This window comes from Rhodococcus sp. USK10, from assembly GCF_019378875.1.
GTDB classification, from domain to species: domain Bacteria; phylum Actinomycetota; class Actinomycetes; order Mycobacteriales; family Mycobacteriaceae; genus Rhodococcus_F; species Rhodococcus_F pseudokoreensis.
Map to the genome: position 1 here is coordinate 2,527,389 of NZ_CP076048.1, position 12,485 is coordinate 2,539,873.

Here is a 12,485-nt window from a genome sequence, read left to right on the forward strand (position 1 = left end):
CCTTGGGTATTGCCAGCGACCTCGGATCGAGCTAAGATAGAACATACGTTCGATTCGGGGGATTCGACAGTCGTGGGGGTCGGGGTGGATGCAGGGGCGGTAATCGCGTTTCTGGCCGAGTTGCCGAAACTCGATCGGGATATCGACGATGCGACGCGCATCGATGTACTCCGCGCGTTGGAAGAAGTGAAGGCCGCATGCGCCGGCGTGCAGGCCCGGGTTACCGCAGACCTCGACGCCTCCATCCGAGCCGAACGAGCGAACCGCAATGTGCCGCTGCCGCAGCGCGGGCGCGGCATCGCCAACCAGGTTGCGCTGGCACGACGGGACTCACCATTTCGCGGCGGTCGCCACCTCGGCATGGCGACCGCTCTCGCCCACGAGATGCCCTGCACCTTGACCCTGCTCGAACGAGGGTTACTCAGCGAGTGGCGAGCGACAATCCTCGTCCGCGAAACGGCATGCCTGACCCGGGAAGATCGCACAGCACTCGACTACCTGCTGTGCGGCGACCCGGCAACGTTGGACGGGCTCGGCGACCAGGCGGTGTGCGCGAAAGTTCGCGCGGCCGCCGTGGAAGTCGACGCCGAGGCCGTGGTGCGACGGGCACGCAAAGCCGTGTCGGATCGGCGGGTGACCTCCCGTCCCGCCCCGGACACCATGGCCTACGTCAGCGCCCTGCTGCCGGTCGCGGAAGGCGTAGCAGTGCACGCCACCCTCGCACGTGACGCCGATTCGATTCTCGCTGCCGGCGACGAACGCACGCGGTCGCAGATCATGGCCGACCTTCTCGTGTCCCGAATCACCGGGACGCACCACACGGCGACGACACCTCCGATCACCGTGAACCTGGTGATCTCCGACCGTTCCCTCCTCGACAGAGGATCCGAACCCGCCTACGTGCAGGGATACGGTCCCGTTCCCGCCGAACTGGCGGGGCACTGGATTTCCGAGGCAGTCCAGGCCGCGATCGATCCGGACACCGGGAATGCGACGCGGGTGAACCTGCGCCGTCTCTATGCCAACCCGCAGTCGGGAGCGCTGACCGCGACCGAGTCCCAGGCCCGTTGCTTCCCCGCCGGGTTGGCGAGGCTCATCGATCTACGCGATCGAACCTGCCGGACACCCTGGTGCGATGCCCCGATCCGGCACCACGACCACATCCGACCCCGCGCATCCGAGGGTCCGACCACCGCGCACAACGGCGCCGGTCTGTGTGCAGCCTGCAACTACGCCAAACAGGGTGCGGGATGGAACGCCACCCCTCGCCAGCGGCCCGGAGGACTGCACCAGATCGAGGTCTACACCCCCACCGGACACCGGTACCGATCGACGGCACCACCACTACCGAAACCATTGCCATTCCGCGAAGTTGAGACCGACTCACCAGTCGAACGCATCCTCATCGAATTCCTCAACGCAGCCTGAACATTGCAGTGCTGCGCACTAGACCGAGTAACACACCCGTGCGGTAGCATCTCCGCACGCGGCCGAGGGGGTCCTGTCGAGCACTGGGGGAATGGGAATGAGCAAAACACTGCGTCTGGAAGATGACGCAATCGAACGATGCGTGGGCATCTGCAACACGATGATCGAGCAGATGGATCAGGCGATCAAGAACGCCGACCACCTGCGATATGTCTCCGGCTTCGGCGGATTCGATTCAGCGCAGGAACTCCAAGGCCGGTATGACAAAAAGTTCAACGGCGGCGATGGCTCCGGTTCCGTCAGAGAGCGGCTGAATCAGTTTCGCCTCGTTATCGAGACCATGCGGGACACTTTCCAGGCCGGGGGCGACGCGTTTGCAGAGAGCGACAGCGCTATCGGGCGAGCACTGGCCGGAATCCAAGGAGAGATTGAGCAGTGAAGCTCAGCAAAATGGTCTTGGCCGCCGTTTCACTGGCTCTACTCGCCGGTTGCAGCACAGAGAAGGCCAATCAACCGGACCCTGAATCCGTGGCCACACCCACCTCCAGAGTTCCAAGACATGTCGACAAATCGGACCGCCCGCAGGTGGCCTTCGATCCATGTCTTGACATCCCTGATTCTGCGCTAGTCGAAGCTGGCTACGATCCGTTGAGTGAAGCAAACGCGGACTTCACGCCCGATTCCTACACCTTCCTCGGTTGCGGGTATGACACGCCCCAGCGCCGGTACGTAATGAACGTTCTATCCGGGAACATCAGCTTCGCGGAGGAGCAAGAAAAAAAGAAGCTTCACTCGACATCCATCGAAATCAACGGTCGTCGCGCGATCTTGATCTTTGACCCTGGTGTGACTGACGCGTGTGACCTGACCATCGAAACGTCCTACGGCATTCTCGGATTCACGCGCAGCGTGTTTCAGGGAAATGGCCAGCATGCGCCCGAATCCGAGTGGTGCGCTGGACTCGAGGACACCGCCCGAATCATCGAGCCGTTCATTCCGAAGGGGGACTGACCGATGGCACCGAAGGACCCGCTCGCTCCCCTTTCCGATGCAGTACTGCCGAACGGCGCCGGCGATCAGCACCGCACGAAGCTGCAGCGGTCCGCGCAGCAACTCGGGTCAGAGGACATCGATCCTCCGTACATCACGACGATGGAGAGTTTCGAGGGCTGGCAGCATTCGGAGATCTATGCGAAGACGCAGGACATGGACCCGAGTGTCATCGGGGATCTCGCTCAGGCTTGCCACGCGATCGTCGGATCTCTGCCCATTGGCTTCGGGTTCGCACTTCTGAAGAACACCATTGCCGAAAAGTGGGAGGGCGCAGCCGCCGACGCGGCGCTCGCGGCAACAGATACCCTTGCGGGCGCGAGTGACCAGTTGACCTCGGGCGTGCAGGCGATTGGCGTGAAGCTCGACATTCTCAGTAGTGCTGCGCAGGATGTGAAGAACAGCATCCCCGCGCCGACGTCGGAACAACCCCTCAGCCTTCTCCCCCTGACGCCCACGGCCGCCGAAGCTCAGGAAGCAGCGCGGGATGCGGCGAGGGAAGAGGCCATTCGTAAGCTGCAGAACATCTATGTCCCGAACTATCAGGACGTGGGTACGAACGTTCCTGTCCTCCCGGCACCGCATTCGCTCAGCGGCGTGCCCGGTTACGTCGATCCGAATCTCGCTGCGCCCACCTCGGGCGGCCCCGGTTCTTGGAGCGCATCCGACAGCAATACCTCCACCGCGTCGGGGAATGGCGATGCGTCTGTGAATGGCGAGACCCCTGGGGACGCGGAGTCCGCGGGGGATGATGCCGCGACCACGTCTGCAGCGAATGCCGAGGCCGCTGCAAATCAGGCCGCAAATCAGGGAGCCGGTGCCAACGCCGGATCCGGTTCGGCCGCACAGACTGCGGCTGCGAATGCGCAGAACGCTGCTGGTGCGGGCCCTCAGGGCAGCGGCGCGGGCGGCGCGGGTTATGGCGGAATCGGCGGTAGTGGGAGGTCCGGTGCCTCCGGATCGGGCGTCGGGGGTTCGGCATCGAGCACGCGCCGGAAGAACGACAAACGTGACTCCGAGTCCAACTCGGGCGGTGTCGTTCCGGGTGGCCCGATCCCGTCGGGTGGTGCCGCAGCGGGAGCCGGGGCGGCTGCCGCTGCCGCAGCGGCGACACCGGTGAAGCCGAGCATGAGTCGCCCCGGGATGGGTATGGCACCCGGCATGATGGGTGCGCCCGGCCGGCCAGGCGGACACGGCGAGGGCGACACGGAGCATCAGACCCCGAGCTATCTCATCACCGTCGACAACGGCAACGAACTGATCGGCAAACTCGACCCCGTGGCACCGCCGGTGATCGGCGCATGAACTGGCGGCTGACGTCAGCCCAATTCATGTGCCTCTGGGAGGCAACCGATCTCGACCGGATGCCGTACCCGTTGAAGTACCGGTCCGCCGCGGCAACGGAAGACCAGTATGCGATCCAGCAACGCGAACTGGAGCAGTGGCGGTCCGCGCTCGACGAACCGAAACTGGTCGCGGCGATCCAGGCGCTCCGGAACCCGCAAGTGTCCGTCACGGTGCTCGCCCCCTCCCCCGAACTCCACTCCGGGATCCGGCGGAGGGGCAGCATCCGTGGCCGAGTCGCCGTCGTCGCCGAACAACTCCGCAGCGAACCGGGCCGCGGCGACATCCGGATCGACGCGGGCGCGGAGAGCGTCGACGGGTTCACCGACCGACTTCTGGACGACCTGCCCGACTGCGCTCCCGGACGAACTCCGTCGCTGACCGCGCACCCCGACGACGTCCAGAACCGAGGCACCGGCACTTCCGTCCTGCAGAATGCCCGAGCCTCCGACGGCACTCGGCTGCGCGGGATCGTCGGCCGACCACGGACCGGGATCGGGTACATCTGCATCCGCGGTGCGCGCAGCGGGCTCGACGAGCCGGTTCTGGGCGAACTGACGTGGATCGATGTGGAATCGGATGGCCGCTACCTCTATCACCAGGACGACCGCGTCCACCTGCGGTCGGCGACGGTCCGGGTAGTTCGCGACGAGCTGTCGAAACGCGTGGCCGCGGCCCTTGCCAACACCTCTGCGAACCCTTCGCCGACCCGCGGCTGAGCGTTACCCTTGTCCCATGACCGATCGGGACAGGGACGGGACGGGCAAGCCCCTCAACGCACGCCCCCGCGACGAACTCGGCCGGCCCCTGCCTCACGACGCCGAGGGTGTGCCGCGTATCCCCGACGACCTGCGGTTACCGCCCGACGAGGCGATCACCGAGGCTCAGCGGCTACTCGACCACGGCATGCCGTTCCACGCCCACGAAATCCTGGAGGGAACGTGGAAGATTGCCCCCGAGGACGAGCGGGAACTGTGGCAGGGGCTCGCGCAGCTCGCGGTGGGTCTCACGCACCTGATGCGGGGCAACAAGACCGGTGCGCGGTCACTGCTGCGCCAGGGCCACGACCGGATCCGGCATTACGAGGTGGAGGCGCCACACGGCCTCGACATCTCCGGCCTCCTGACGTGGTCGGAACACCTGACGGACGAGATCGATCGCGTCGACCCGTTGCCGGCGACGCCCGTACCCCGATTGAGAATCCCCTGATGACTCTGCTCCCCATGTTCCCGCTGGGCTCGACGATGCTGCCCGGTCAGCAGCTCCCCCTCCACGTCTTCGAACCTCGCTACCAGGAACTGGTCCGTGACTGCCTGGACGCACCGGACGGTCCGCGATTCGGGGTGGTCCTCATTGCTCGCGGCAACGAGGTGGGTGGCGGCGACGTGCGCCACGATGTGGGCACGATCGCGCGGATCGAGTCCCACGCGTCGATCGGCGACGGCCGGTACGAGTTGTTCTGCCGCACCGAGGAACGCATCAAGGTGTCGAAGTGGTTGCCGGACAATCCGTATCCGATCGCCGAGGTGGATGTGTGGCCGGATGAGAACACCGGCACCCAGACGGCGGATTACGAATTCCCGTCGCTGATCGAGAGACTCGAATTCCTGTACGGCCTCCTCCGCCGTCTCGCGACGGAGACGGGGAACGTCCCGCCCGACGTTCCGGTCATCGGCGGGTTCCGCGGGTCGCTCGGCACGAGGCTGTACGAGATCGCCACCTACATTCCGATGGGCGACGCCGACCGCCTGCAGATTCTCGCTGCGGCGGGCGCGGACGAGCGCCTCCGGGAGGTGTCCGAGGCGATCGAGAACGCCATCGAAATGGTCCAGTTCCGGCTGATGTGACCTAGCCCTCCCCGGGGTTGGTCAAGAGCACTCCGGGAAGGGTGTAGTGTTGTCAATGCAACGCGGGGTGGAGCAGCTCGGTAGCTCGCTGGGCTCATAACCCAGAGGTCGCAGGTTCAAATCCTGTCCCCGCTACCAAATGGAAACGGCTCCGGAGATTCAATTCTCCGGGGCCGTTTTCGTTGTCCCCACATCCTCCAGGACTAGAACGTATTCTCGTACGTGAGGCCTCAGGAGGGACCGTGCAGCTCGCCGACGTCGATCTCTACAACCCGGACACCTTCGTGCAGGGCGTGCCCCACGAGATGTTCGCCACGTTGCGGCGCAAGGCCCCGGTCTACCGGCACCTCGACGAGCGCGGCGACCCCTTCTGGTGCGTCACCCGGCATGCGGACATCGTGACGGTGAACCGGGACGCCGAGACGTATTCGTCGTGGCGGGGCGCCACCTACATCGACGATCTGGCCCCCGACGACCTGGCGGGCCAGCAGTTGATGATGCTGAACATGGACCCACCGGACCACACGGCGCTGCGGAAGATCGTCAGCAAGGGCTTCACGCCCCGCCGTATCGGACAGCTGCACGACATTCTGGCGCAGCGCGCCACGAGCATCGTCGACGCGGTGATCGAGCGCGGCGAGTGCGACTTCGTCGTCGACGTCGCGTCCGAACTGCCGCTGCAGGCGATCGCCGATTTCCTCGGCGTGCCCCAGGAGGACCGCAAGCTCATCTTCGACCTGACGAATCAGATGATCGGCTCGTCCGATCCCGAATTCCACCTCGAGGAAGGTCAGGAGCGCGCGGCGGCCGGCCAGATGTTCGCCTACAGCCTGGAGATGTTCGAGGACCGCAAGCGGCACCCGCGCGACGACATCGCGACCGCTCTCATCCAGGCCGACGTGCACGGCGAGAAGCTCGGCGAACTCGATTTCAACATGTTCTTCATGCTGCTCGCGGTCGCCGGGAACGAGACCACCCGCAACGCCATCTCGCACACCCAGCTGGCGCTGATGGAACATCCCGAGGAGCTCCGGAAGGTCCTCGAGGATCCGTCGAAGCTCGACGCCCTGATCGAGGAGGGGTTGCGGTGGGCCACACCGGTCATGCAGTTCCGCCGGACCGCGACCAGGGACACGGTGCTGCACGACGTCGAGATCTCCGAGGGCGACCGGGTGGTCATCTGGCACATGTCGGGGAACCGTGACGAGGCGGTGTTCGACGATCCGTACACGTTCGACATCGACCGGCCCACCGGCCACTACTCGCAGCACATCGCGTTCGGCGGCGGCGGTCACCATTTCTGTCTCGGCGCCAACCTCGCTCGCGCCGAGATGAAGGTGATGCTGAGTGAGATTCTGCGTCGGATGCCCGACATGGAACAGACGGCGCCGGCCCAGCGGCTGCGCTCCAACTTCATCAACGGGCTGAAGCATCTGCCGGTGACATTCACACCGTCGTCCCTCTGAGCATCGAGCGGAGCGCTGGCTTTTCTGACAGCCTGGTCGGGTGAGCAACGTCGACGCAGTGATCATCGGATCCGGTCCCAACGGGCTCGTCGCGGCCGCGACGCTCGCCGATGCAGGCTGGGACGTCGCGGTCGTGGAGGCGCAGCCGACGCCCGGCGGCGCGGTGAAGTCGGCCGAACTCGTTCCCGGTTTCACGTCGGACCTGTTCAGCGCGTTCTATCCCCTGTCGACCGTGTCCCCCGCAATTCGCGGGCTGGACCTCGAGTCGCACGGGCTGCGGTGGAGTCATGCGCCGCACGCGGTCGGGCACGCCCGCTCGGCCGCCGACGAGGACGCGCCGGTGATTCATCCCGACCCGGCCGACACGGCCGCCGACCTCGAACGCAGGCAACCCGGCGACGGCGTCGCGTGGACGGCGCTGGTCGAGCAGTGGCATCACATCAAGGAACCGCTGCTGAGCACCCTGTTCAGCCCGTTCCCGCCGGTGCGTGGTCCGAGCGCACTGCTGCGCAGGCTGGGCACCGCCGAGTCGCTGCGGGTGGCCCGATTCCTGCTCCTGCCTGCGCGGCGGATGGCGCACGAACTGTTCCGCGGCGAGGCGGCACGACTGCTGTTGCTGGGCAACGCGATGCACGCCGACACCCCTCCGGACGCACCGGGCAGCGGCGTCATGGGGTACATCCTGACGATGCTCGCCCAGGACGGCGGGTACCCGGTCCCGGTGGGCGGCGCCGGCGAGTTGTCGGCCGCGATGGTACGCCGGGCCGAGCACGCGGGCGCGCATTTCCACTACGGCGACGCGGTGACGGGGATCGATGTTCGGTCCGGTCGCGCCGTCGGCGTGCGGACGGAGTCGGGTGTCCGCTACGCGGCACGCCGGGCGGTGATCGCCGACGTCTCGGCGCCCGCGCTGTACGGGTCGCTGCTCCCGGGCCATGCCGTTCCCGCCCGGGTGCGCGCCGACCTCGAGCATTTCGAGTGGGACACGCCGGTACTGAAGGTCAATTACGCCTTGTCGCAGAAGATTCCGTGGCGTTCGCCCAGCCTGAGCGGTGCGGGGACCGTTCACCTGGGCGCCGACGACAACGGCCTCGTCCGCTGGATGGCCGACCTGACCACCCGCACCGTCCCGGCCCGCCCGTTCCTGTTGTTCGGGCAGATGACGACCGCCGATCCCAGCAGGTCACCGGAGGGCACCGAAAGCGCCTGGGCGTACACGCATCTACCGCGCGACGTCACCGACAACGCGTCTGCCGACCTGCTGGCGGCGCGGGTCGACGACGTCCTCGAGGAACACGCACCGGGGTTCGCGGATCGGGTCGTCGGGCGTGTCGTCCAGCGCCCGTCGGATCTCGAGGCAGCCGACGCGAATCTGGTAGGCGGCGCCGTCAACGGAGGGACGGCGCAACTCCATCAGCAGTTGGTCTTCCGGCCGGGGCCGGGCATCTCCCGCTCGGAAACCCCGGTTCAGGGCCTCTACCTGGGCAGCGCCTCGGCGCACCCGGGTGGCGGTGTGCACGGGGTGTCGGGCCTGAACGCCGCCCGCGCCGCGCTCGGCGAGGACGGGCCGCGTGGATGGCTGCGGCGACGCACCTCCCGAGCCGTGATCGACCTGTTGTCGAAGGGACCGATCCCCTAATTTTCCGCTTGTCAGGGTACCTCACCGTGCAATGATCTGAGTCGTCGAATTCGGACCACGAAGGGGCATCATGCAGCATCGAGAATCGTCCTTCGCCGGCGTCGGCGGAATTCCCATCGTCTACGACGTGTGGCTTCCCGAGCGGCGCCCGCGCGGCGTGCTGGTGCTGTGCCACGGCTTCGGCGAGCACGCCCGGCGCTACGACCACGTGATCGAGCGACTCGGCGAACTCGACCTGGCGATCTACGCACCCGACCACCGCGGACACGGGCGGTCGGGCGGCAAACGGGTTCACCTGAAGGACTGGCGCGAATTCACCGACGACCTGCACCAGCTGTTCGGCATCGCGTCGACGGACTGGCCGGGCACCGACCGGTTCCTCCTCGGGCACAGCATGGGCGGTTCCATCGCACTGACGTACGCCCTCGACCACCAGCAGGATCTGAAGGCCCTCATGTTGTCCGGGCCCGCGGTCGACGTGACGAGCGGGACACCGCGCGTGGTGGTCGAGATCGGCAAGCTGGTGGGCCGCTTCCTCCCCGGCGTGCCCGTCGAGTCGCTCGACGCGAAGCTGGTGTCCCGCGATCCGGCGGTCGTGGCGGCCTACGAGGAGGATCCCCTCGTCCACCACGGGAAGGTGCCTGCGGGGATTGCGCGCGGAATGATTCTCGCTGCCGAGCATTTGCCGGAGCGCCTGCCGTCGTTGAAGGTTCCCCTGCTGCTGCAGCACGGGCGGGACGACGGGCTCGCGAGCGTGCACGGCACGGAACTCATCGCGGAGTACGCGGGTTCGGAGGATCTCACGGTGGAGATCTACGAAAACCTGTTCCACGAGGTGTTCAACGAACCGGAGAACGAGGAGGTACTCGACGATCTCGTCGAGTGGCTGCGGCCACGCGTTCAGGCCTGACTCCGCCGGGGGATTCTGCACCCCCGGACGCGGGATGCCAGGATGGGCGGATGAAACGTCACGTCACCGCCACCCTGGACATCGAGGTCACCGACGCCACCAGTCTCGAATTCAAGATCGCGGTGGCCCGGACGCCCGGTTCGGAGCTGTCGGAGTCGCTGAAGTTCACTCTCGACGGTAGCCCGGTCGAGGCACGAGAGATAGTGGCGGAGCACGGTACTCGCGTCCACCTGCTGGACAGCCCACGCGGCTCGCTGCACGTCGAGTACGCGGCTTCGGTTGTGGGTAAGGCCGATTCGCCTCCGGTCACCGACTACGACCTGTCGAAGTATCTGCGCCCGAGCCGGTATGCCGAGGCGGACAAGTTCTTCGGCTTCACGGGCGGGGAGTTCAACCTGTCCAAGCCGCACCCGGAACTGCTGCAGGACATCACCACATGGGTGGGGTCGCGGCTGCTGTATCAGGCGAGGTCGAGCAGATCCACCGACAGTGCCGTCGACACGATGCTGTCCGGGGCCGGGGTATGCCGTGACTTCGCCCACCTCACGGTGGCGCTGCTGCGGGCCGTCACCATTCCGGCGCGACTGGCGGCGGTGTATGCGCCGGGCTGCGATCCGATGGACTTCCACGCCGTCGTCGAGGCGTTCGTCGATTCCCAGTGGCGGGTGGTCGACGCCACCCGGCTGGCCCCGCGTTCGGCGCTGCTGCGGATCGCGACGGGGCGCGACGCCGCGGACACCGCGTTCCTGGACAATCACGGCGGGGCGATCACGCTCGAGAACACGGTGGTGACCGCCGTCGTCGACGGCGAGTTCCCGTCCGACGACTACGCGACACCCACCTCGTTGACGTGACGAATCAGGTTGCTTCCGAAAGCTTTTCGGTGAGTACACCCAGCTGAATCTTACTGGCGTCGGCGTGCACCTTGCGGCCGGCGTCGGTGACGTCGACGAAGACGCCCCGCCGGTCCGCCTCGCACAGCGCTCTGGCGACCAGGCCCGCCTTCTCCAGCCGGGCCACGCTCCGGGACAGCGCGCTGGGACTGAGGTACATCTCGGCCGCCAGGTCCTGCATCCGTGGTCGGTCGCAGGTGGCGTCCATCAGTCGGTCGAGTGTCTCGAAGTCACTCATGCTCAGCCCGTGCGCGTGTTGCATCTCACGATCCAACTCGCACGCAATCGAGTTGTATCGGCTCGCGAGCAGCCGCCACGTGTCGCGCAGGTCCGCTTCTGAGCTCATGATCCGCACCCTAGCGCGCAGACGAAAAACGTGCAAGCGAATTAAATGCAAACGAAATTAGTGCTTGCGCATTGATTGCACGTGCATCTATATTCTCCCTGTGACTATCAGCGACGCCACCCCGGACCTCGCCACCTCGCCGGGCGCCACCACCGCCCCGTCGACCGACCAAGCCTGGACTCCCCGCCTCTGGGGCGTCCTCGCCGTGCTGTGCCTCGTGATGTTCCTCGACGGTCTCGACGTCTCGATGGTGGGTGTTGCGCTGCCCTCCATCGGAACCGAACTGGGGCTGTCGACCACCTCGCTGCAATGGATCATCAACGGATACGTCCTCGGCTTCGGCGGTCTGCTGCTACTGGGCGGACGCACCGCCGATCTCCTCGGACGCCGCCGCGTCTTCCTGATCGCGCTGACCGTGTTCGCGATCGCGTCCCTGGTCGGCGGACTCGTCGACAACGGCACGCTGCTCATCGCGAGCCGCTTCGTGAAGGGACTCGCGGCCGCGTTCACTGCACCGACCGCGATGTCGATCCTCACCACCACGTTCAAGGAGGGGCCCGCCCGCAACCGGGCGCTGTCGATCTTCTCCGTCTTCGGAGCCAGCGGCTATTCGTCCGGCCTGATCCTGGGCGGACTGCTGACCAGTGCCGGGTGGCGCTGGACGTTCCTGATGCCGGTACCGTTCGCGGTGCTCGCCCTGGTCGCAGGCACCGTCCTGATCCCCCGCGACCGTGCCGCCGACACCGGTGGCCACGACATCGTCGGAGCCACGACGCTGGTGTCGGGCATGCTGCTCGCCGTCTACACCGTCGTGTCGGCGCCGGCCCGCGGCTGGGCCGATCCGCTCACGCTGGGCTCGTTCGCACTGGCCGCCGCCCTGCTGGCGTCGTTCTTCGTCGTGGAGAACCGGGTCGCGCACCCGCTCGTGCGGCTGAGCATTCTGCGGGTCGGCTCGATCGTGCGGGCGAATCTCAGCATCGTCGCCCTGTTCGGCTCCTACCTGAGCTTCCAGTTCATGATGACGATCTTCCTGCAGTCGGTGCTCGGATGGTCACCGCTGGAGATGGCGCTGGGTCTCCTCCCCGCGGGCATCATCGTGGCCTTCGGGTCGCCGTTCGTGGGCCGTCTGATCGACGCGTTCGGCACCGCCCGGATGATCATCGCGGCACTCACGTCGCTGAGCCTCGGCTACCTGTGGTTCCTTTTCGCAGGGAGCGATCAGCCGAACTACACGATCGCGATCCTGCCGAGCGTGGTGCTGCTAGGCGTCGGTTTCGCACTGGGCTTCACGTCGATCATGGCCCAGGCCACGTCGGGTGTCGACGACTCCGAGCAGGGGTTGGCGTCGGGGCTCGTGCAGACGTCCGCACAGGTCGGTGCCGCGCTCGTGCTGGCGCTGACCACCGCGCTCGTCACCGCGGGCTCGCACACCGCCACCGGCATCAGCGGCGCCGGGTTCCACCAGTTCCACTCCGGCCTCGTGCTCGTCACGGGAGTCGCGCTGCTGGGACTGCTGATCACGGTGTCACCGCTGCTGCGCAGGGTGCTCAACCCCGCGTAAC

13 protein-coding genes and 1 tRNA gene are annotated in these 12,485 nt (G+C 66.5%); 13 read left to right on the forward strand and 1 reads right to left on the reverse strand.

What is annotated here, in order from left to right; translation table 11 throughout:
* The first annotated feature begins 84 nt into the window (after nt 1-84).
* The 12 genes from I1A62_RS18740 to I1A62_RS18795 all read left to right on the forward strand — a co-directional run bounded on the left by I1A62_RS18740 (nt 85) and on the right by I1A62_RS18795 (nt 10,538).
* Complete coding sequence (locus tag I1A62_RS18740) at nt 85-1,428, forward strand: HNH endonuclease signature motif containing protein (RefSeq protein WP_219459391.1); 1,344 nt, start codon at nt 85-87, stop codon at nt 1,426-1,428.
* Between the two features lie 97 nt (nt 1,429-1,525).
* A complete protein-coding gene (locus tag I1A62_RS18745; RefSeq protein WP_308340769.1) occupies nt 1,526-1,867 on the forward strand; it encodes a hypothetical protein in 342 nt (113 codons plus the stop codon).
* Nucleotides 1,864-2,439, forward strand: a complete 576-nt coding sequence (locus tag I1A62_RS18750; protein ID WP_257890838.1) for a DUF3558 domain-containing protein — start codon at nt 1,864-1,866, stop codon at nt 2,437-2,439. The genes I1A62_RS18745 and I1A62_RS18750 overlap by 4 nt, the downstream gene beginning before the upstream one ends.
* Nucleotides 2,440-2,442: 3 nt before the next feature.
* Nucleotides 2,443-3,783 carry a hypothetical protein gene (locus tag I1A62_RS18755; RefSeq protein WP_219459393.1) on the forward strand — a complete coding sequence of 447 codons (1,341 nt, stop codon included), beginning with the start codon at nt 2,443-2,445 and terminating at the stop codon, nt 3,781-3,783.
* Nucleotides 3,780-4,541 carry an ESX secretion-associated protein EspG gene (locus I1A62_RS18760; protein ID WP_219459394.1) on the forward strand — a complete coding sequence of 254 codons (762 nt, stop codon included), beginning with the start codon at nt 3,780-3,782 and terminating at the stop codon, nt 4,539-4,541. Before I1A62_RS18755 ends, I1A62_RS18760 begins: the two co-directional genes overlap by 4 nt.
* A gap of 16 nt (nt 4,542-4,557) precedes the next feature.
* On the forward strand, nt 4,558-5,031 hold the full coding sequence (locus I1A62_RS18765) for a DUF309 domain-containing protein (RefSeq protein WP_124391115.1): 474 nt from the start codon (nt 4,558-4,560) through the stop codon (nt 5,029-5,031).
* A complete protein-coding gene (locus I1A62_RS18770; RefSeq protein ID WP_037230959.1) occupies nt 5,031-5,669 on the forward strand; it encodes an LON peptidase substrate-binding domain-containing protein in 639 nt (212 codons plus the stop codon). Before I1A62_RS18765 ends, I1A62_RS18770 begins: the two co-directional genes overlap by 1 nt.
* Nucleotides 5,670-5,730: 61 nt before the next feature.
* Nucleotides 5,731-5,807 (forward strand) — tRNA-Met (locus I1A62_RS18775).
* A 104-nt stretch (nt 5,808-5,911) separates the two neighbouring features.
* Nucleotides 5,912-7,135 (forward strand): cytochrome P450, encoded by a 1,224-nt coding sequence (locus I1A62_RS18780; RefSeq protein WP_219459395.1) that lies wholly within the window; start codon nt 5,912-5,914, stop codon nt 7,133-7,135.
* Between the two features lie 40 nt (nt 7,136-7,175).
* The gene (locus I1A62_RS18785; protein WP_219459396.1) at nt 7,176-8,774 is read left to right on the forward strand and encodes an NAD(P)/FAD-dependent oxidoreductase; all 1,599 of its coding nucleotides are present in this window, start codon (nt 7,176-7,178) and stop codon (nt 8,772-8,774) included.
* Between the two features lie 70 nt (nt 8,775-8,844).
* The gene (locus I1A62_RS18790; protein WP_124391112.1) at nt 8,845-9,684 is read left to right on the forward strand and encodes an alpha/beta hydrolase; all 840 of its coding nucleotides are present in this window, start codon (nt 8,845-8,847) and stop codon (nt 9,682-9,684) included.
* 50 nt (nt 9,685-9,734) lie between these two features.
* Complete coding sequence (locus I1A62_RS18795) at nt 9,735-10,538, forward strand: transglutaminase family protein (RefSeq protein WP_219459397.1); 804 nt, start codon at nt 9,735-9,737, stop codon at nt 10,536-10,538.
* Nucleotides 10,539-10,542: 4 nt separating this feature from the next.
* On the opposite strand, the gene I1A62_RS18800 is transcribed toward I1A62_RS18795, so the two are convergent.
* Entirely contained in the window at nt 10,543-10,923 is a 381-nt protein-coding gene (locus I1A62_RS18800) for a MarR family winged helix-turn-helix transcriptional regulator (RefSeq protein ID WP_219459398.1), read from the reverse strand.
* A gap of 64 nt (nt 10,924-10,987) precedes the next feature.
* Here I1A62_RS18800 and I1A62_RS18805 point away from each other — a divergent pair, with 64 nt between their 5' ends.
* Nucleotides 10,988-12,484 (forward strand): MFS transporter, encoded by a 1,497-nt coding sequence (locus tag I1A62_RS18805; protein WP_219459399.1) that lies wholly within the window; start codon nt 10,988-10,990, stop codon nt 12,482-12,484.
* Nucleotide 12,485: the final 1 nt, after the last annotated feature.

What these genes read in the sequence shown, in the direction of transcription:
- I1A62_RS18745 (WP_308340769.1), top strand. Translation starts at nt 1,526, where the DNA reads ATGAGCAAAACACTGCGTCTGGAAGATGACGCAATCGAACGATGCGTG.
- I1A62_RS18755 (WP_219459393.1), top strand. Translation starts at nt 2,443, where the DNA reads ATGGCACCGAAGGACCCGCTCGCTCCCCTTTCCGATGCAGTACTGCCG.
- I1A62_RS18760 (WP_219459394.1), top strand. Translation starts at nt 3,780, where the DNA reads ATGAACTGGCGGCTGACGTCAGCCCAATTCATGTGCCTCTGGGAGGCA.
- I1A62_RS18765 (WP_124391115.1), top strand. Translation starts at nt 4,558, where the DNA reads ATGACCGATCGGGACAGGGACGGGACGGGCAAGCCCCTCAACGCACGC.
- I1A62_RS18770 (WP_037230959.1), top strand. Translation starts at nt 5,031, where the DNA reads ATGACTCTGCTCCCCATGTTCCCGCTGGGCTCGACGATGCTGCCCGGT.
- I1A62_RS18790 (WP_124391112.1), top strand. Translation starts at nt 8,845, where the DNA reads ATGCAGCATCGAGAATCGTCCTTCGCCGGCGTCGGCGGAATTCCCATC.
- I1A62_RS18795 (WP_219459397.1), top strand. Translation starts at nt 9,735, where the DNA reads ATGAAACGTCACGTCACCGCCACCCTGGACATCGAGGTCACCGACGCC.
- I1A62_RS18800 (WP_219459398.1), bottom strand. Translation starts at nt 10,923, where the DNA reads ATGAGCTCAGAAGCGGACCTGCGCGACACGTGGCGGCTGCTCGCGAGC.